This is a genomic window from Streptomyces sp. GSL17-111, from assembly GCF_037911585.1.
Classification (GTDB): domain Bacteria; phylum Actinomycetota; class Actinomycetes; order Streptomycetales; family Streptomycetaceae; genus Streptomyces.
Genome location: NZ_JBAJNS010000001.1, coordinates 722,831 through 741,327, shown reverse-complemented (window position 1 = coordinate 741,327; position 18,497 = coordinate 722,831). Strand labels below are relative to the sequence as shown.

At 71.9% G+C, this 18,497-nt stretch carries 11 protein-coding genes; 2 read left to right on the top strand and 9 right to left on the bottom strand.

Annotated features, from left to right (window positions below; all coding sequences use genetic code 11):
* Positions 1-47: 47 nt before the first annotated feature.
* From V6D49_RS03265 to V6D49_RS03225, 9 genes are all read right to left on the bottom strand, one after another.
* The gene (locus tag V6D49_RS03265; protein ID WP_340556926.1) at positions 48-7,361 is read right to left on the bottom strand and encodes an SDR family NAD(P)-dependent oxidoreductase; all 7,314 of its coding nucleotides are present in this window, start codon (positions 7,359-7,361) and stop codon (positions 48-50) included.
* A gap of 626 nt (positions 7,362-7,987) precedes the next feature.
* Positions 7,988-8,821, bottom strand: a complete 834-nt coding sequence (locus tag V6D49_RS03260; protein ID WP_340556924.1) for an AfsR/SARP family transcriptional regulator — start codon at positions 8,819-8,821, stop codon at positions 7,988-7,990.
* Positions 8,822-9,073: 252 nt separating this feature from the next.
* On the bottom strand, positions 9,074-10,366 hold the full coding sequence (locus tag V6D49_RS03255) for an MFS transporter (protein WP_340556922.1): 1,293 nt from the start codon (positions 10,364-10,366) through the stop codon (positions 9,074-9,076).
* Positions 10,367-10,469: 103 nt separating this feature from the next.
* Complete coding sequence (locus V6D49_RS03250; protein WP_340556920.1) at positions 10,470-12,263, bottom strand: gamma-glutamyltransferase family protein; 1,794 nt, start codon at positions 12,261-12,263, stop codon at positions 10,470-10,472.
* Positions 12,264-12,284: 21 nt separating this feature from the next.
* Positions 12,285-13,151, bottom strand: a complete 867-nt coding sequence (locus tag V6D49_RS03245) for a PhzF family phenazine biosynthesis protein (protein ID WP_340556918.1) — start codon at positions 13,149-13,151, stop codon at positions 12,285-12,287.
* On the bottom strand, positions 13,148-14,050 hold the full coding sequence (locus tag V6D49_RS03240) for an LLM class flavin-dependent oxidoreductase (protein ID WP_340556915.1): 903 nt from the start codon (positions 14,048-14,050) through the stop codon (positions 13,148-13,150). The genes V6D49_RS03245 and V6D49_RS03240 overlap by 4 nt, the downstream gene beginning before the upstream one ends.
* Positions 14,047-14,997, bottom strand: a complete 951-nt coding sequence (locus V6D49_RS03235) for a hypothetical protein (protein WP_340556913.1) — start codon at positions 14,995-14,997, stop codon at positions 14,047-14,049. The genes V6D49_RS03240 and V6D49_RS03235 overlap by 4 nt, the downstream gene beginning before the upstream one ends.
* Positions 14,994-15,485 (bottom strand): VOC family protein, encoded by a 492-nt coding sequence (locus V6D49_RS03230; protein ID WP_340556911.1) that lies wholly within the window; start codon positions 15,483-15,485, stop codon positions 14,994-14,996. Before V6D49_RS03230 ends, V6D49_RS03235 begins: the two co-directional genes overlap by 4 nt.
* A 51-nt stretch (positions 15,486-15,536) precedes the next feature.
* A complete protein-coding gene (locus tag V6D49_RS03225) occupies positions 15,537-16,313 on the bottom strand; it encodes a class I SAM-dependent methyltransferase (protein ID WP_340556909.1) in 777 nt (258 codons plus the stop codon).
* A gap of 722 nt (positions 16,314-17,035) precedes the next feature.
* Here V6D49_RS03225 and V6D49_RS03220 point away from each other — a divergent pair.
* The gene (locus V6D49_RS03220; protein WP_340556907.1) at positions 17,036-18,109 is read left to right on the top strand and encodes an amidinotransferase; all 1,074 of its coding nucleotides are present in this window, start codon (positions 17,036-17,038) and stop codon (positions 18,107-18,109) included.
* A gap of 130 nt (positions 18,110-18,239) precedes the next feature.
* Entirely contained in the window at positions 18,240-18,446 is a 207-nt protein-coding gene (locus V6D49_RS03215; protein WP_340556905.1) for an MbtH family protein, read from the top strand.
* Positions 18,447-18,497 lie beyond the last annotated feature (51 nt).

Sequence of the window (18,497 nt, the reverse complement as noted above, 5' to 3'; positions counted from 1 at the left end):
GGGTACGCGGCACGATGGCGGGGATGAGGAACGTCCTCGGGGCGGGGTCAGTCGTCTCGCAGGGCGGCCCGGACCAGGTCGTCCAGATCCATGGCGTCGATCGCCTCGGCCACGTCACGGCCGCCGTCAGGGCTGTCCGGCGGTTCGTGCTCGGCGTTCCGGGGGCTCGGCGTGACGACGTCGTCCGGTCCGGGGGCGGCGTCCGGTGGCGGGGACGCGGCGTCCCCTGCGGGGAACAACAGGCTCTCCAGCCTGAGGGCCACGGCGGCCGGGGTGGGATGGTTGAAGATCAGGGTGGCCGGGAGCCGCAGCCCCGCCTCGGCCCCCAGCCGGTTGCGCAGCTCCAACGCGGTCAGCGAGTCGAGCCCCAACTCCAGGAAGCCTCGGTCGGGATCGACCTGCTGACCTTCCGCGTGGCCGAGCACGGCCGCCACGGTGCGCCGGACGAGGTCCAGCAGCGCCCGGGCCCGGTCGGCGTCCGACGCGCTCCGCAGCCGCTCGTACAGACCGCTCCCGTCCGTGCGGGTGCCGTCGGACGCCCCGGGCGCCACCCTGCGCGGGGCCGGTCGTACGAGACCGCTGAGCAGTGCGGGCACCTCGGTACCGGCCCGCACGGCTGCCAGGTCCCACCGGGCCGGCACGAGGACGGACGGCCCCGCCTGCGCCGCCGCCGTCCGTACCGCCGCGTCGAACAGGGCCAGGCCCTCCTCCGTGGGCATCGGGGCGAGCCCCGTCCGGCGCAGTCGGCTCAGGTCCGAGGTGGTGAGGTGCCCCGTCATTCCGCCGGACTCCGCCCACAGCCCCCAGGCCAGGGAGAGCGCGGGCAGCCCCTGGGCGCGGCGGAAGTGCGCCAGCGCGTCCAGCCAGGCGTTGGCCGCCGAGTAGCTCCCCTGCCCCGCCTGCCCGAGCACTCCGGCCGCGGAGGAGAAGAGCACGAACGCCTTCACCTCGTGCTCGCGGGTGAGCTCGTGCAGGTGCCAGGCGGCGTCCGCCTTGGGCCGCAGCACGGCGGCGACGCGCTCAGGGGTGAGCGTCTCCAGGGTGCCGTCGTCCAGCGTGCCCGCCGTGTGCACCACGGCGCTCAGCGGATGGTCGTGCGGAACGTGGTCCAGGGCCCGGCGGAGGTCCGCGCGCTGGGACACGTCGCAGGCGACGATCACCACCTCCGCGCCCGACGCGACCAGTTCCTTCCGCAGCACATCCGCCCCGGGGGCCTCGGGACCACGGCGGCTGAGCAGCAGGAGACGCCGTACGCCGTGGTGCTCGACGAGGTGCCGAGCCGTCAGCGCACCCAGCAGTCCCGTACCACCGGTGATCAACACCGTGCCGTGGCCGTCGAACCCGCTGCCCGCGCCCGGCTTCTCCCCTTCCAGCCCTTCGTCCCCGGTTCCCGGACCGACGATCGGCTCGGCCTGTTCCGCCTCCTCCAACCGTGCGGCGTACACCTCACCACGCCGGACGGCGAGCTGCGGCTCGAAGCCGGGACGGTCGAGCGCGGCCGTCAGTGCCCGGTACGACTCCGGGGTCGCGTCCACGTCGGCCAGGACGATCCGACCCGGATGCTCGGACTGCGCCGACCGCACCAGGCCCCACAGCGGCGCCCACCCCAGATCGTCGATGCCCTCCCCGTCCCGCACGGCCACGGCACCCCGGGTGAGCAGCACCAGCCGCCAGGCCGAGAACCGTTCCTGAGCGAGCCAGGAGGTCAGCGACTCCAGCGCCCGTGCCAACGCCGTGTGCGCCGCCGTGACCCCCGCCTCCGCGCTCGCCACGCACGGCACGATGACGGTGGTCGGCACCGCCGCGTCGCCGGGCGGCGTCACGTCCTCCGGGGCCGCCAGCAGACCGGCGAGGTCGGCGTGGGCGGGGTTGGGCAGCCCCGGCAGCGCGGGTCCGACCACGACGGGCTCAGGCCGTGACCGATCGCTCCCCGACACGCCCAACGGGCGCCACCCCACGGTGTACAGGGGGCCGTGCGGGCGCACCCGCATGGCCGCGCGGAACTGCTCGGCCGTCACCGGACGCAACGTCAGCGAGGCCACCGATATGACCGGCCGGCCCGTCTCGTCACAACCGGTCAGCGACATGGTGTCGGGCCCGATCGGCGTCAGCCGGACGCGCAGCACCTCGGCGCCCGTGGCGTGCAGGGTGACCCCGCTCCACACGAACGGCAGACGGACTCCGTCGGAACCCTCCAGCAGGCAGGCGTGCAACGCCGCGTCGAGAAGCGCCGGATGAACGCCGAACCGGTGCGCGTCCGTCCGGGGCCCGTCGGGCAGCCGCACCTCCGTGACCAGCGCGCCGTCCCTGCGCCCGTGCCCCCTCAGCCCCCGGAAGGCGGGGCCGTAGTGGAACCCCGCATCGGCCAGCCGCTCGTACCAACCGTCCGCGGGCGTCAACGCCGCCGTGTCGTCGTCGGCCGACCACTCGGGGACCTCAACCGCCGAGGTCGGCTCCGGGGCCAGCGTCGCGGTGGCGTGGTGGGTCCAGGTGTCGTGGTCGACGCTCGTGTGCACCGTGAGGGTCCGCTGTCCCGTGGAGGAGGGCGCGGTGGTACGGAGGTGAAGAGTGCGCGCGGGATGGAGCGGAAGCGGGGCGTGCAGCGTCAGCTCTTCGACGTGCGGGGCACCGGCGTGCAAGCCGGCGTGCAGGGCAAGTTCGAGAAAGGCGGTGCCAGGCGCGAGGGGCAGGTCCCACACCGCGTGATCGGCGAGCCAGGGGGCGCGGTTCGCACCGATGGTGCCGGTGTGCAGGGTGGAACGGTCGGGGAGCGTGGTCGTGGTGACCAGCAGCGGGTGTTCGGCGGCGGCCAGCCCGACCGTGCGGAGTGACTCGTGGCCGTTGGCCAAGGCCCAGTAGTGGGTGCGTTGGAAGGGGTAGGTGGGGAGGTTGAGGTGGTGCGTGGTCTGGTTGGTGGTGTGGTTCCAGTGTGTGGGGATGCCGTGGGTGGTGGTGTGGGCGGCGTTGGTGAGGAGTTGGTGCCAGGCGTTCTTGTTGCGGTGGAGGGTGCCGGTGATGAGGACGGGGTGGGGTTCGAGGGTGGTTTCGAGGGCGGGGGTGAGGATGGGGTGGGGGCTGATTTCGATGTAGGCGGTGTGGCCTTGGGTGTGGGCGTGTTGGGTGGTGTGGGTGAGGAGGACGGGTTGGCGGAGGTTGGTGTACCAGTAGTCGGCGGTGAGCTGGGTGGTGTCGAGGGTGGTGCCGGTGACGGTGGAGTAGAAGGGGATCTTTGACGGCTGGGGGGTGATGTCGGTGAGTGATGTCGCGAGGTGGGTTTTGAGGGTTTCGATGTGGTGGGTGTGTGAGGCGTAGTCGACGTCGATGCGTCGGGCCCGGATTTGCTTTTCCTCGCAGTGGGTGAGGAGTTGGTCGAGTGCCTCGGTGTTTCCGGCGATGACGGTGGTGTGGGGTCCGTTGTGGGCGGCGATGCTCAGCTCGGACGCCCAGGGGGCGATGAGGTCCGTGGTGTCCTCAGGGCTCAGGGGTAGGGAGGCCATGCCTCCGGTGCCGCTGAGGGTGCGGAGGGCTTGGGAGCGTAGGGCGGCGATTTTGGCGCCGTCGTTGAGGGTGAGGGCTTCGGAGACGACGGCTGCGGCGATCTCGCCCTGGGAGTGCCCGATGACGGCTGCGGGTTCGACGCCCAGGGAGCGCCACATCGCGGCGAGGGACACCATGACCGCGAACAGCACGGGCTGGATGACGTCGACGCGGGTGATGGGCTCGTCGCTGCGCAGGACCTCGGTCAGCGACCAGTCCACATGGGGCGCCAGGGCCTCTTCGCAGGCGTCGATCGATTGCCGGAAGACGGCGGAGGTGTTCAGGAGGTCGTGGGCCATGCCGGCCCATTGCGAGCCCTGACCCGGGAAGACGAAGACGGGTCGTTCGGCCTGGCCGTGTCCGGTGATGACCCCGGGGGCTTCCTCGCCTGTGGCGAGGGTGTCGAGGCCGTGGAGGAGTTCGTCGCGGTCGGTGCCGAGGATGACGGCGCGGTGGTCGAGGAAGGCACGCTGGGTGATCAGGGCATCGGCCACCTCACGCACGTCGTCGGACGTCTCCCGCAGGTGCGCCGCCAGACGTCCCGCCTGAGCGCGTAGGGCGTTCCCGTCCCGCGCGGACAGCACCAGCGACACCACCGGCACCTCGCACGCCACCGGGTCCGGCGCCTCAGCCGGGGCGAGGTCCGGCGTCTCCGTCGGGGCCTGCTCCAGGACGACGTGGGCGTTGGTTCCGCTGATGCCGAAGGAGGAGACGGCGGCGCGGCGGGGGCGGCCGGTGTCGGGCCAGGGCTGGTCCTGGGTGAGGAGGCGGACGGCTCCGGTGGTCCAGTCGACGTGGGGGGTGGGTTCGTCGACGTGGAGGGTGGAGGGCAGGACGCCGTGCTGCAGGGCGAGGACCATCTTCATGACGCCCGCGACGCCGGCGGCGGCCTGGGTGTGACCGATGTTGGACTTGAGCGAGCCCAGCCACACCGGCCGTTCGGCGGGGCGGTTCTGGCCGTAGGTGGCCAGGAGCGCCTGGGCCTCGATCGGGTCTCCGAGCGTCGTACCGGTCCCGTGCGCCTCCACCGCGTCCACGCCGTCGGACATGAGGTTTGCGTCGGCCAACGCCGCCCGGACGACCTTCTGCTGGGCGAGTCCGTTGGGCGCGGTGAGTCCGTTGGAGGCGCCGTCCTGGTTGACGGCCGAGCCGCGCACGACGGCCAGCACCCGACGTCCGGCCCGCCGGGCGTCGGACAACCGCTCCAGCACCAGCACGCCCACGCCCTCGGCCCAGGCCGTCCCGTCGGCGGTTGCGGCGAACGCCTTGCACCGCCCGTCGGGAGCGAGTCCGCGCTGTCGGCTGAACTCCACGAACATGCCGGGCTCGGCCATGACGGTTGCCCCGCCCGCCAGCGCCATCGTGCACTCTCCCGAGCGCAGCGAGCGCACGGCCTGGTGCAGCGCGACCAGGGAGGACGAGCAGGCGGTGTCCACGGTCAGGGCCGGGCCCTCCAGGCCGAGGACGTATGCCAGACGCCCGGAGAGGACGCTGACCGTCGTCCCGGTCAGGACGTGCCCCTGCACCGACGCGTCGGCTTCGTGCAGTCGGGCACCGTACTCCTGACTCATCGCGCCGACGAAGACACCGCCCGTGCTGCCGTGCAGCGCCGTGGGGTCGATGCCCGCGTGTTCCAGCGCCTCCCAGGTGGTCTCCAGGAGCAGCCGCTGCTGCGGGTCCATGGCCAGCGCCTCGCGTGGGCTGATGCCGAAGAACGACGCGTCGAACAGGCCCGCGTCGTGCAGGAAGCCTCCGTGCCGCACGTAGGTCGTGCCGGGACGGTCGGGGTCGGCGTCGTGGAGCCCGTCGAGGTCCCAGCCGCGGTTCTCGGGGAAGTCGGAGATGGCGTCGGTGCCGTCGGTGACCAGCCGCCACAGCGCGGCGGGCGAGTCCACGCCGCCGGGAAGGCGGCAGGCCATGCCCACGATGGCGATGGGGTCGTCCGCTCCGGGGGGAGGGGAGGCCGCGCCCGTAGGGGACGGTTCGGCTTCGGGGACCGTCACCCCGGCCCCGTCCTCCCGCCCACCCAGCCGCGCGCAGAGATGGTCGACCAGTGCGCCGACGGTGGGATGCTCGAACAGCAGGGTGACGGGCAGCGACAGTTCGGTGGCCTCGACGAGCCTGTTGCGCAGGGCGATTCCGGTGACCGAGTCGAAGCCGAGGTCGCGGAAGGAGACGCGGGCGCGCCCGAGGTCACCGTCGTCCGCGCCGCCGCGCAGCGTGACGATCAGCGACCGCACCAACTGCTCGACCCAGGGGCGTTGCTGAGCGGCAGGCAGTGCGGTGAACCGGGCCTGGAAGTCCGCCACCCCGGTGGCTCCGCCTGCACCCTCCTCACTGTCTCCACCGTCGCCTCCCGCCTCCTGCGCCGGGCCGAGGTCCGCATGACCGGGCAGGAACGCCGGATCGAGCGCCGTGGCGTCGTCGTGCTCCGGGAAGAGCGCGGCCCAGCGGGCGTCACAGCCGGCGACGTACAGTTCCGCGAGCCCGGTCAGCAGGTTGACGGCTCCGTTCTGCCCGCGACGCAGCGTCGGCACGACCCGTCCGGAGGCGCCCCTCGGGGACCCCGCCGCGAGGGCGTCAAGGGTCTGCTGCACCCCGTCGAGCACCACCGGATGCGGGCTGACCTCCAGGAAGACGCGGTGCTCCGCCCCGGGGAGGGCGCGCACCGCGTCCGTGAGACGGATCTCGGAGACGATGTTGCGGTGCCAGTAGGCGCCGTCGAGTCCGGCGGTGTCGAAGGCGCCCCCGACCAGGGAGGAGTGGAACGGGACCGTCGTCGTGCGCGCGGTGACGGAGGCCGTCCGCCGCAGCAGGGGAGCCGGGTCCACCGCGAGGTCCGGGGCGTGCGCCGCCAGGCCGTTGCCGAGTGTGCGGACCCGCACGCCCGCCGTCCCGAGTGCCTCGACGAGTTCGGCCACGGCGGCGCGTTCCCCGCTGAACAGGACGGACGACGGTCCGTTGGCCCCGGCGAAGTGCACCCGCCCACGTCGGTGCTCGGCGCGCAGCCACGGCTCCAGCTCGGACCGGGACAGGAGCGCCGAGGCGAGGTCGCCCTCGCCCGGGGCGTCGGCCTGCATCCGGCTCCACGCGGCCACGACGGACGCGGCGTCCTCCAGGCTCAGTGCGCCCGCGACCTGCGCGGCGGTGATCTCACCGAGGCTGGCCCCGATGACGGCCGCCGGCTCCACGCCGCACGCGCGCCAGAGCGCGGACAGGGCCACCGTGACGGCGAACAGCACGGGCTGCACGACGTCGACGGACTCCAGCGGTGGTGCCCCCGGAGCCCCGCGCAGCACGTCGAACAGCGACCACGGGACGTGCGGCTCCAGGGCCTTGGCGCAGTCGGTCAAGCGCTCCCGGAAGACCTCGGAGGCGGCCAGCAGGTCCAGCGTCATACCGGCCCACTGGGAGCCCTGGCCGGGGAAGACGTGAACCGCACGGGGGTCGTGCGAGGAGTTTTCGCCGCAGGTGGCGCCGGCGGGGGAGCGGAACAGCAAGGGGGCGAACCCGCCCTCGACGAGGGCCGTCAGACCCTGGACCGCCTCCGACCGTTCGGCCACCAACAGCACGGCACGGTGTGGGCCGCTCGTCGCGCCGGGTGCGGTGACCAGCGTCCGCCCCACCGCTGCGGGCAGGATGTCGGGATGGGCCTCGATGTGGGCGAGGAGGGCCCGGGCCCGGTCGATCAGGGCGGACTCGCTACGTGCCGACAACACGAGCGGCACCAGCGGGGCGTCGAGGACGGGCGGTGCGACGGTGCGGGCGGGCTGGTCGTTGGCGGTGTCCGGGCCCGGTTCGGGGCGCGGCGTTGTCTGCGACACGGCTACTCGGCTTTCTCGTCGACCGGGTGCGTCGTCCGGTTCCCGTCGATCCGGGCGCGGTGGACACGGGTGTGTGTGGACACGGGTGTTCTCGCGGAGGTGCGGCAACGGGCGGGCGCGGCAATGCCCGATGACGGCCGTCGACGTGCCGGGCCGCTCACCGGACGGCGTCGGGCCCATCCGGGCGGGCGGGCCCGGTCGGTCACCGGCGTCCGCCTTCGTGGTCCACACGGCGGATGGGGCGCGGACCGGACACAGCGGAGTGTGCCGCGCTCAGTGGTGTGGACTTGCGGTGCCGTGCATCGTCGTCTCCCCCGGGTGACGTGTGGTCTGGTCGGCAGTGCGAGGCCGTGCGAGGGGCCTCGGGTCAAGTCGACGGGCCGCCGCAGCGAACCACCGGCCGCCGACGTGCGTGCTGCGCGTCCGCCCGGGTGTGCGACCCCCGTCTTCTTGATCCGTACCCTGCCACGGGCCCCTTGGCGACACCATGGCCACATCTTGAATGCCTGGTGGGGCCCCGTGGCGGGGCTGACGCGGACGGGTGAGCGAGGATGCCGGGCCGTCGCGAGGCTGCTGCTTTCGGCCACCCACCTCTCACGCGTGGCGGGTGGCGCGGACGGTGGCGCTCAGCTCACGGCCGGCTCTCCGCAGAGGATGCGACCGAACAGTTCCTGGAGTTCCACACCGGGATCGATGCCGTAGTCCTCGGCGAGCGTCCGGCGTGTGCGGTGGTAGGTGTCGATGGCTTCGGCCCGGCGGCCCGAGCGGTGGAGCGCCTTCATGAGGAGCAGGCTGAACCGCTCGTGGGTGGGGAAGCGGGCGCTGAGCTCCGCCAGGTCTGCCGTCGGCACCGAGACGTCGCTCTCCGAGGCCAGTTCGGCCTCCCACAGGCTCTCGAGCGCGACGAGCCGCAGCTCCTCGTAGCGGGCGGCGGCATGCGCGCCGGGTGTGTAGTCGCTCACCTCCGGATGTGCACCGCCGCGCCACAGGGCCAGGGCCTCGCGTAAGGTCCGGCTCGCCTCCTGGTGGCGTCCCGCCGTCGACAGCGCGCGGCCCTCGTGCAGGAGCCGCTCGAAGCGGACGGCGTCCAGACTCTCGGGGTCCCCGGCGAGCACGTAGCCGCCCTGCTCCCGGCGCAGCAGGTGATGCCGCTGCCGGGGCGGACCGTGCGGTTCCAGGACCCGGCGGAGATGGGACACGTAGCTGTGCAGATTCGCCGCCGTACGGGCGGGAGCCTTTCCGGGCCATACGGCTTCGGTGAGCTGTTCCGTGGTGACGGGTTGCCCCGGAGTAAGAAGGAGTGTTGACAGGACGGCTCTCTGCCGTGCCGACCCGAGAGGGACCGGACGGTCGTTCAGATACACATCCAGAGGGCCGAGAACATGGAAAGTCACTGCGTTGCCGACGATGACGGTCACACCTCCGGAGCTGCGGCGAAGGACGGTTGCGCGAGCGTTCATGGGTACGTGGAAGGGCGCGTGTTCCATGAATTGCGATGGCTCAAGAATGCTCCGCCACAGCGTACTTGGGCGTTCCTTGAAGACAAGCCCCGTTGATCTCCGGATGATGTGGCAATACGTCGCCCCGGTATCCGTCGGGTGACATTCCCCGGTGGCCGACATGCCTGCGCAGAATTACACATACACGCCACGTGGGCTTCATCACAGGCCGGTTACTGCGGCGACCCCACTGCGCTTGTCGGCGTGCTGTCGTCAGCGTGAGTCCGGTTGCGGCGAGGCGTCCGCCGGTGGTTTCGCCGCCGTGCCGGAGCCTGGGGTCGGGGCCGGGTTGAGACCGGCCAGGCGGGGAACGGCGGCGAGACTGAGCAGCAGGAGGGCGCCGCCGAGGAAGAAGGGGGCGCGGATGTCGAGGGCGCTCCCGATCCATCCGGCGAGGGTGGCCCCGAGGAGCATGCCCAGCCGGCTGGCCAGCAGGTAGCCGCTGTTGACACGACCGAACAACTCCCGTGGGACGATGCGTTGACGCAGCGTCACCACCTGCACGTTCCAGCTGACCACACCGAAACCGGCGACCGCGTACATCGCCGCCACCAGGGCCACCGATGTGCTCAGACCCATCACGGACATCGACACCGCCATGGAGGCCAAGGCCAGGCCGATGCGGGAACGCAGTCCCAGCCGGTCGCTGATCCGTCCGGCTCCGAAACCGGCCAGGACACCGCCGACGGCACCGGCTGCGAGTACCACGCCGTACAGGAGCGGGGGCGCGTCCAGGTGCCGGGTGACCAGCAGGACGAGCAGCGTCATGCCGAGGTAGAAGGCCAGGGTGGCGACCGTGCAGACCACGGCGAGCAGGCGAAGTCCCCGGTGGTTCCAGAGCCAGCGGGCGCCGTCCCCGATCTCGGTCAGTATCGGTCGCCGGCCCCGCACGGGCGCCGGGCGGCCGGAGCGGCCCGCGACGGCGAGCAGCACCGCGGCGAGGGCGAAGGTGAACCCGTCCACGACGAAGGGCAGGCCGGCGGCCACCGCGAACAGCGCGGAACCGAGCAGCGGCCCCACGAAGTGGCCGCCCACGATCTGGCTGCCCTGGAGGCGGCCGTTGGCGAGGTCGAGCCGGTCGGCGGGGACGACGTCCCGCACCATCGACATGGCCGCGTTGTCGAAGAGGGTCTCACCGCAGCCGAGCGCGAACGCGACCAGTGCGAGAGCGAGCAGCGGCGGACTTCCCACGAGCGTCCACACGGCGAACCCGGCCACCACCACCGCCCTCGACGTGTCGGTGGACATCATCAGCCACCGGGGGTCGAGCCGGTCCGCGAGGGCTCCGCTGAAGGGCGACACCAGCAGCCACGGCAGGGTCCCGGCGGCTGCGACCACCGCGACGGCACCGGGTGAGGCGGACACCGAGACCACGAGGAGGGGAAGCGCCGCCTCCCGCATCCCGTCACCGACCGAGGAGACCCACGACGCCGACCACAGCAGCGTGAACGTCCGTCCCAGGCGGCTTGGTCGACGCGTCCCGCGACGCCCTGGCGGCGACGTCACGCGGGCACCCTCGCACACCGGCCGGCGTTCCCGAGGGGACCGCGTCGATGCCCGCCGCGCGGGGTCGCGGGGTGCACGGGCCCGCCTCCTTCCCGACCTCCGCTCACCGGACGACGGCGTAGGCCTGGCCTCCACGCGGACTGGCCGCGGCGACCACGCCGCAACCGCCGTCCACGCCCGTCGCGCACACCTTGCCGAGGGTCTGTGCCGGGACCTCGCGGACCTCGTGCCCGCGACGGCCCAGCTCCTCCAGCACGGCCGGGTCGAAGCCCTGCTCGGCCACCAGGGCGAGCGGACGCGACTGACGTGGCGTGAACGAGGTGGGGACGTGGTCGGTGTGGAACGTGGTCGCCTCCGTGGCCTGCTGCGGTGTCATGCCGAAGTCGACATGGTTGAGGAAGAAGTGCAGTGTCCACTGGTCCTGCTGGTCCCCGCCCGGTGTGCCGAAGGCCAGGTGGGGGCGTCCTTCCTTCAGCACGAGGGTGGGGCTCAGCGTGGTGCGCGGACGCTTGCCGGGCGCGAGGGAGTTGGGATGCCCCTCGGTCAGCCATGCCATCTGTCCACGGGTGCCGAGGGGGAAGCCGAGGCCCGGCACCACGGGGGAGCTCTTGAGCCAGCCGCCGCTGGGCGTCGAGACGACCATGTTGCCCTCCCGGTCGGTGGCGGTGACACAGGTGGTGTCCCCCTTGGCCGCGGTCCGCAGCAGCACGGTGGGTATGCCGTTGTGCAGTTGGGCGAGCCAGTCCGGGTCGGTGGGCGCCCCGGAGCGGTCGAGGCACTCGGCGACGTGCGGGGTGCGGCCGTCGGGTGAGCCGGGACGCAGCACTCCGGACGCGGTGGGCCCGATGAGCTCGCGACGCTTCGCCGCGTAGTCGCGGTCGAGCAGGGCGGCCAGCGGCACGTCGGCGTGGACCGGGTCGCCGTACCAGGCCTCCCGGTCGGCGTAGGCGAGCTTCGCCGACTCGACCACGGTGTGCAGGTGGTCGGCACTGCCGTGCCCCGCGGCCGTCAGGTCGAAACCCTCCAGGAGTGCCAGTTGCTGGAGGAAGACCGGGCCCTGCGACCACGGTCCGGGCTTGTGCACCAGGTGGCCGCGGTAGTCGAAGGAGGCGGGTGTTTCCACGGGCGGCCGCCACGAGGCCAGGTCCTCTCCGGTGAGCAGGCCGCCGTGCCTGCGGCCCGTGGCGTCGACGGCCGAGCCGGTGGCCATGTACCGGTCCACGGCCTCGGCGACGAAACCCTGGTAGAAGGCCGCCCGTGCGGCTTCGGCCTGGGCTTCGCGGTCGGGTCCGGCCGCTCGGGCCTCGGCCAGAATGCGTCTGAACGTCCGTCCCAGGGCTGGGTTGCGCATCCGGGACCCGGCCGCCGGTGCGGTGCCGTGGTCCAGATAGGTGCGGCCGGACTCGGTCCACTCGTCGCGGAACAGTGGAGCCATCACGCTGATCATCTCGGCGGCCTTGGGCAGCAGGGGATACCCGTCCTCGGCGTACCCGATGGCGGGCAGCAGCACGTCCTCGACCCGGAGGCGCCCGCGGTCACGCAGGAGCCGCATCCACGCGCCGAACGCGCCCGGCACGCACGCCGCCAGCAGCCCCGAGCCGGGGACCGCGTCCAGCCCACGCTGCCGGAAGGCGTCGGTGGTGGCCGCCGCGGGCATCGGCCCCTGCCCGCAGAGGACCTCCACCCTGCCGCTCGCCGCGTCGTGGAGCAGGATCGGGGCGTCCCCGCCGGGGCCGTTGAGGTGGGGTTCCACGACCTGGATGACGAGGGCGGCGGCCGTCGCGGCGTCGAAGGCGTTGCCGCCGCGGTCGAACATCGCCATTCCCGTCGCCGAGGCGAGCCAGTGGGTGGAGGAGACGGCGCCGTGGATGCCGTGCAGTTCGGGACGGAGCAGCACAGGGGGTCCTTCCCAGGAGAGTCACCGGACGGTGTGCGGGGCGGTGATCCGGCCGTGGGCGACCGCCGTCACGCGGCCCGTCACGGCGGCTTGCGCGGGGGAGCCGTTCGCCACGGTGAGCGTGCACGTCAGCAGGGCGGGCCGGCCCGCTTCGGTGCCCTGGTGGAGCGTGTAGGTGTGGTCGCCGTCCGTGTTGGGCAGTCGGCCGGTCCCGGCCAGCCACAGCCCGAGGGCGGCGGCCACCGGTGCGCACGCCGGGTCCTCGGCGATGCCGAAGCCGGGTGCGAAGAGCCGGGTGCGGGCGGCGCGCCGGGAGCCGTCCCAGTGCAGGAGGCACAGAGCGGGGAGTGCGGCGGCGGCCATCCGGGCCGGTTCCGGCTCCGCCCGGGCGAGAGCCGCCTCCCGTACCGGCAGGAAGGTGAAGGGGGTTCCGAAGCCCTCGGCGCGGGGATTCCCACCGGACGCGTCCTCGGCGGCGAGACCGACTGCCGCGAGCAGCGGTGCCGGGTCGAGGTCGGCACCCGGAACCGGTCCGGTGAGGGTGAGCGTCGCACGGTCGGCCCGTGCGGTCAGGACGTGCCGGGCCGGCCCGCATTCCTGGACCACCCGCCCGGCCGGGACGGCACCGACCCGTACCAGCGTCGCCGCTGTGCCGACACAGGAGTGGCCTCCCCCGGGGGATTCCGCGGTGGGGGTGAACACCCGGACCCGGTAGGTGGCGTCCGGTGCCGTGGCCGGCAGCACGAACGCCGTCTCCACGGCGCCCAGCTCCGCTGCGATCGCGCTCATGGACGCGGTGGACAGGCCCTCGGCGTCCGGGACCACCGCCAGGGTGCTGCCGGCGAAGGGGCGGTCGGTGAACATGTCGACCACCTCGTAGCGGATCACGGGGCACCTCCGGGGGTGAGCACGGTGTGGGCGATGTCCTCCAGGACCTCGATGCGGCCCTGGTAGGGGAAGCCGTCCCGGGGCCAGTGGATGACGACGTCGGTGAAGCCGGCGGCCTCGAACAGTCCGCAGGCGTCCTGGTAGGCGGAGACCGAGTCGGAGACGTGGCGGATCATCGCCCCGGTCACCACCAGGCGACGCACCGTGGAGGGGTCGCGTCCGATCGCGGCGCACGCCTCCTCCATCGCACGCACCTGGCCGGCCAGGTGCGGGACGGCGTGGTCGTAGCGGGCGGGTTCACCCCAGCCGGGCTGCCCGGCCGTCACCCAGACGTCGGCGTACCGGGCCGCCAGTCGCATGCCGCGGGGGCCGGTGGCAGCGACGGCGAACGGCACCCGCGGCTGCTGCACGCTCCCGGGGACGGTACGCGCGTCGACGGCGGTGAAGTACCTGCCCGTGTAGTCCGTCACCGGCGACCGCAGCAGCAGGTCGGTCAGCTCGACGAACTCCTCGAACCGCTGTGCACGTTGGGAGGGCGACGGCGGCTTCGAGCCCAGCACCTCCTCGTCGTGGCCGCCCGCTCCGGCGCCCAGCCCGCAGACGAGCCGTCCGCCGGAGATGTCGTCGAGCGCCGTCAGTTCCTTTGCGAACGTCACCGGGTGCCGGAAGGCCGGGCTGGCCACCAGCGTGCCCAGGCGGATGCGCGAGGTGGCTGTCGCCGCCGCCGTGAGCGTGGGCACCGTCCCGAACCACGGCTCGTCGCGCAGGGTGCGCCACGTGAGGTGGTCGTAGGTCCACGCGTGGTCGAAGCCGAAGGTCTCCGCCCGGGCCCAGAGTTCCCGTGCCCGTGCCCATCGGTGCTCGGGCAGCAGGACCACACCGTGTCGCAGCCCGCTCACCGGGCTGCCGCCCGCGCACGGTCGAGGGGCAGCCCGGCGGCCAGACGGGCGATCCGGAAGAGGGACTCGGTCAGGTCCTCCTCACACGCGAGGACGTCCGGTTGCCGCAGTTCCTTGGGGACCTCGTCGCTGCCGGCGGCGGGGTAAAGACCGTTCGCGGCCAGGTCCATGACGACGGCCTTCTGCCTGCGCAGGAGTTGGGAGGCGACCTCCGGCGACGAGACCGGGGCGCGCAGGGTCAGGAAGTAGCAGTCGAAGACGGCGCCCCACATCCGCGGCTGGACGGTGTCCCGGTCGGCGATGGACCGCTGGAGCAGGGAGCGCCCTCCGGTGACGAGCTTCGAGGCCACGCCGAGGTGGATCCGGCTGCTGAGGCGCACCTCCCGCACCAGCGCCTCAACCTGCGAGGCCGCGACGGGTGGCACCCTCCGCCCGCGGAAGAGGCTGCGCACCGCCGGGTAGTCGGGTGCCCACGTGCCGCTGAAGGTGCTGTGCAGGCGGTACATGCTCGGCCGGATGGTGCCGTTGTAGACGGCGCGATCGCAGGAGCCGGTGTAGAGCAGCATTCCGCAGTACCCGCGCACGTGCTGGGTGATCTCCGCCGACAGCTCCTCGCGGTCGCCCTCGCCCGCGGAGAGCCGGGCCAGGGCGTCCGCGAGCAGCCGCCAGATGACGAAGGAGATCTGGTGTCCGGTGATCCAGCGGAACCAGAACAACCGCTCCAACGTGAACCCGGCGGCGGGCCGGGTGATCTCAAGTCCCTCCTCCGCGCGGGTGTGGAGGGCCCGACACACCTGCCGCACGTCGGCGTGCCGTACGCATCCCTCGGTGGCGTACGGCTCCCCCGGATGCGGGAGGGTGAGCGGCTCCAGACCGTAGGGGTAGTCGCTGAAGTCCCAGCTTCCGGTGCCGGGGAGGGCGAGGGCCGCCGCGGAACCGGGGGTCACGAGGCGCCCGCCGGGAGGTGGGTGAACTCGAACTCCAGACCGTTGACGTCGAGGCAGTAGAAGCTCTTCACCCCGTCGTCGTCCATGACGATCTCGGTGGGCGGGTCCGGCAGGGAGAACGCGTACCGGCCGGAACGAGCCAGTTCCCACCAGGACTCGCGCTGTCGGCGCAGGGCGTCCGGAGAATCGACGGCCATGCACACGTGCTGGAACTGCGTCTCGTGCGGGTGGGGCCTCCCTTCACCCGAGGCCGCGCTTTCGAAGAGATGGAAGCGGGTTTCTCCGCAGGCCAGTTCGGCCATGCGCACGATGCCCGGCAGACGGCTCACCGTCAGGTCGGAAAAACGGTCCGTCGCCCAGGTGCGCTGGCAGCCGAGGAAGTCGCGGTACCACATGGTGCAGTTGTCGAGGTCGGTCGTCTGCACCGCGATGTGGTGAAGGTACGTGTGGGGGAGAGGGGAAACCGGAGGAACTGGCTGGGCCTTCATGATTCTCCTTCGGCGGTCCGGTGCGGGTGGCCGTGGTGAGGACCGTTCCGGTCAGAGCTGTTCCAGTTCGAAGATCACCTCTCCGACCGCGAGGTCGATCGTGTGCTTGCGGCGCAGGAGCCACCCGCCCTCCTCGAAGACGGACTCCCAGTCCGCGACCGTGGGAATGAAAGTGCCCATGAGGTCGTGCGCGACCTCGAATCCCAAAGTGAAAACCGGCAGTTCGTCGTCCGGAATTCCCACCGTGCGGGTGGCGTCACCGAGGAGGAAACGTCGGGTCTCCGGAAACAGCTCGCGCAGCCGCCGCAGTGTGGCCACGCAGCTCTGCCGGGGCCAGAAGTCGTGGCCCATCATGAAGGAGGTGAGGAGTTCCACCCCCAGGAACTCCTCACGGGGTTCCATCGCGAGCACGTCCGCTTCCACGAAGAGGACACGGTCCGCCAGTTCGGCCGCGTCGGCCGCTTCGGCGGCCGACGCCAGGGCGGGGCGGGCGATGTCGACGCCCAGCCCGCGCGCCGCGGGAAAACGGCGAAGAAGTTGCAGCACGCGTTCTCCGCTACCGCACCCCAGGTCCGCGACGGCGGTGACCTCGAAGTCGAGGCCGTCGACGGCCTCGCGGAACCAGGGGTCGTAGCAGAACGTGCTGATCTCCCGGCAGGCGTACGCGATGGCCGCGCTGTCCCGCCGTCGGAAGTCCCCCACCCTGTTCTCGGCGACCAGGACCTCCGGCATCCGACGGAACAGGTCGGCGCTCCCCCGGGAGAGCCAGTGGAAGAAGGAACGGGCTCGGTAGACCTCGGCGAAATGGGTGGCAGGAACGATCTTCACGTCGTCACGTTCCACTATGCCGACGGCGGCCAACGCCCGGAAGAGAGCGAGTGCCGCCGTGCGGTCGAGATGTTTTTCGGATGCGAACTTGTTGACGTCGAGAACACCGTGGTCGGATAACTCGTCCAACGCCCCGAGCTCCCACGCCGCACCCACCGCCGAGGCGGCCACTGACGCATTGAAGATACGGGCCACCGACGATTCGGCGTCACCGGTAGTCATACGGATCCCCCCAAATTTTTTGAGTCGCGCAGTCCACGAGCCAACAGGATCTTGAGAGCCGTTGATCGTTTCTCGGTGTTCGCCCGGCCAGTACGCGGTCCTATCGTGAACCGGGCCGGTAGCGCACGATCTTCGAGCGGGGGCTCGGGTCCGTTTGTCCCGAGGCGCAGGAAGCCCGCTACGTTGCAATGCTCGCCCATCCCGGGTCGTCACGACAAGCGTCGCTCACAACAACGACCGCAGGGTTGACGAAGATGCCAGGAGCAATGCATCGTAGTCAACTGTCACGCGTAGTGGTTTAGACGGGGGACTGTGGACGGACCGGGCTTGACCAGCCCCTTCCGGCAGTGACTCAGCCGACCGTTCCCGCCTCCCCGCCAGGTTTCCGATTCAGGTCGATGAATTCCGTGCACCTCTTGGGCGAGGGACATTAAGTGGAATGGGACGATCCTGCACCGGCGAAAGCCGGATTAGTCACCCAGCATCAGCAAACCCGGCATGTGCAGCGCGACGCGGGTCCGGTCCGCTCCCACACGGAGTGGGACCCGCTTGAGGAAGTCATCGTCGGCATCGTCGACGGTGCGAGTTTTCCGACCTGGCACTTCTCCATGGAACCCGTTCTTCCGGTCGGGCGGAGCGAGACGTTCCGCCGGCACGCCGGCCGCCCGTTCCCGCTGGAACTGATCAGGGCCGCCCGGGCGGAACTGGAGGGGTTCGTCCGGATACTCGAGAGGGAGGGCGTCACCGTCCGCCGTCCGGAGCGGATGCCCCAGCGCCGCCCCTACTCGACCGGTGAGTGGGCCAGTACCGGCATGTACGCGGCCATGCCGCGGGACGCGCTGCTCGTGGTGGGCGACGAGATCATCGAGTGCCCCATGGCCTGGCGTTCGCGGTACCAGGAGACGCTCGCCTACCGCCCCCTGCTCAAGGAGTACTTCCACGGCGGCGCGAGGTGGAGCGCCGGGCCCAAGCCGGAGTTGCGCGACGAGCTCTACGACCACGAGTGGACCGAGCCGGGCGACGACGAGCCGGCCCGCCTGGTCGTCACCGAGTTCGAACCGACCTTCGACGCGGCCGACTTCCTCCGCTGCGGTCGGGACATCATCGCGCAGCGGAGCAACGTCACCAACACCTTCGGCATCGAGTGGCTGCGCCGCCACCTCGGCGACCGCTACCGCGTCCACGTCCTGGAGTTCGACGACGCGCACCCCATGCACATCGACGCGACCCTGATGCCGCTGGCCCCCGGCAAACTGCTCGTCCACCCGGAGCGAGTGCGGCGCGTACCGGACCTCTTCCGGGGCTGGGACGTCCTGCGCGCGCCGGAACCGGTGATCCCCGACAGCCACCCGCTCTATCTGACGAGCAAGTGGATCAACATGAACCTCCTCATGCTGGACGAGCAGCGCGTGGTGGTGGAACGCCAGGACGAGCCGATGATCACCGCGCTCAAGAACTGGGGCTTCACGCCCATCCCGTGCGACTTCCGCCACTTCAACAGCTTCGGGGGCTCCTTCCACTGCGCCACGCTGGACGTCCGTCGCCGAGGCGGCCTCAACTCCTACCTGGGATGAGGCGCGTCGTGCCGACCCGGAGGAACCCGAGCGAGCCGCCGCGGAACACCGGGCCCGTCAGCCTCGGCACCGAGCGGCCGGCCACACCCCGACAGGAGAACACTCCGACGCCTGATCCGAAGGAGTTTCCGTGACCAATCCGTTCGACGACCCCGAGGGGCGGTTCCTCGTGCTGCGCAACGAGGAGGGCCAGCACTCCCTGTGGCCGGTCTTCGCCACCGTGCCGACGGGCTGGCTGGTGGTGCACGGTGAGGACGACCGGGACGCGTGCCTGCGCTACGTGGAGGAGCACTGGACCGACATGCGGCCCGCCGGGCTGATCGCCGCCGAGTCCTGAACCACCCGTGACCGGGGCGGACCGAACGCCCGCCTCGGCGGCCCACGGCCC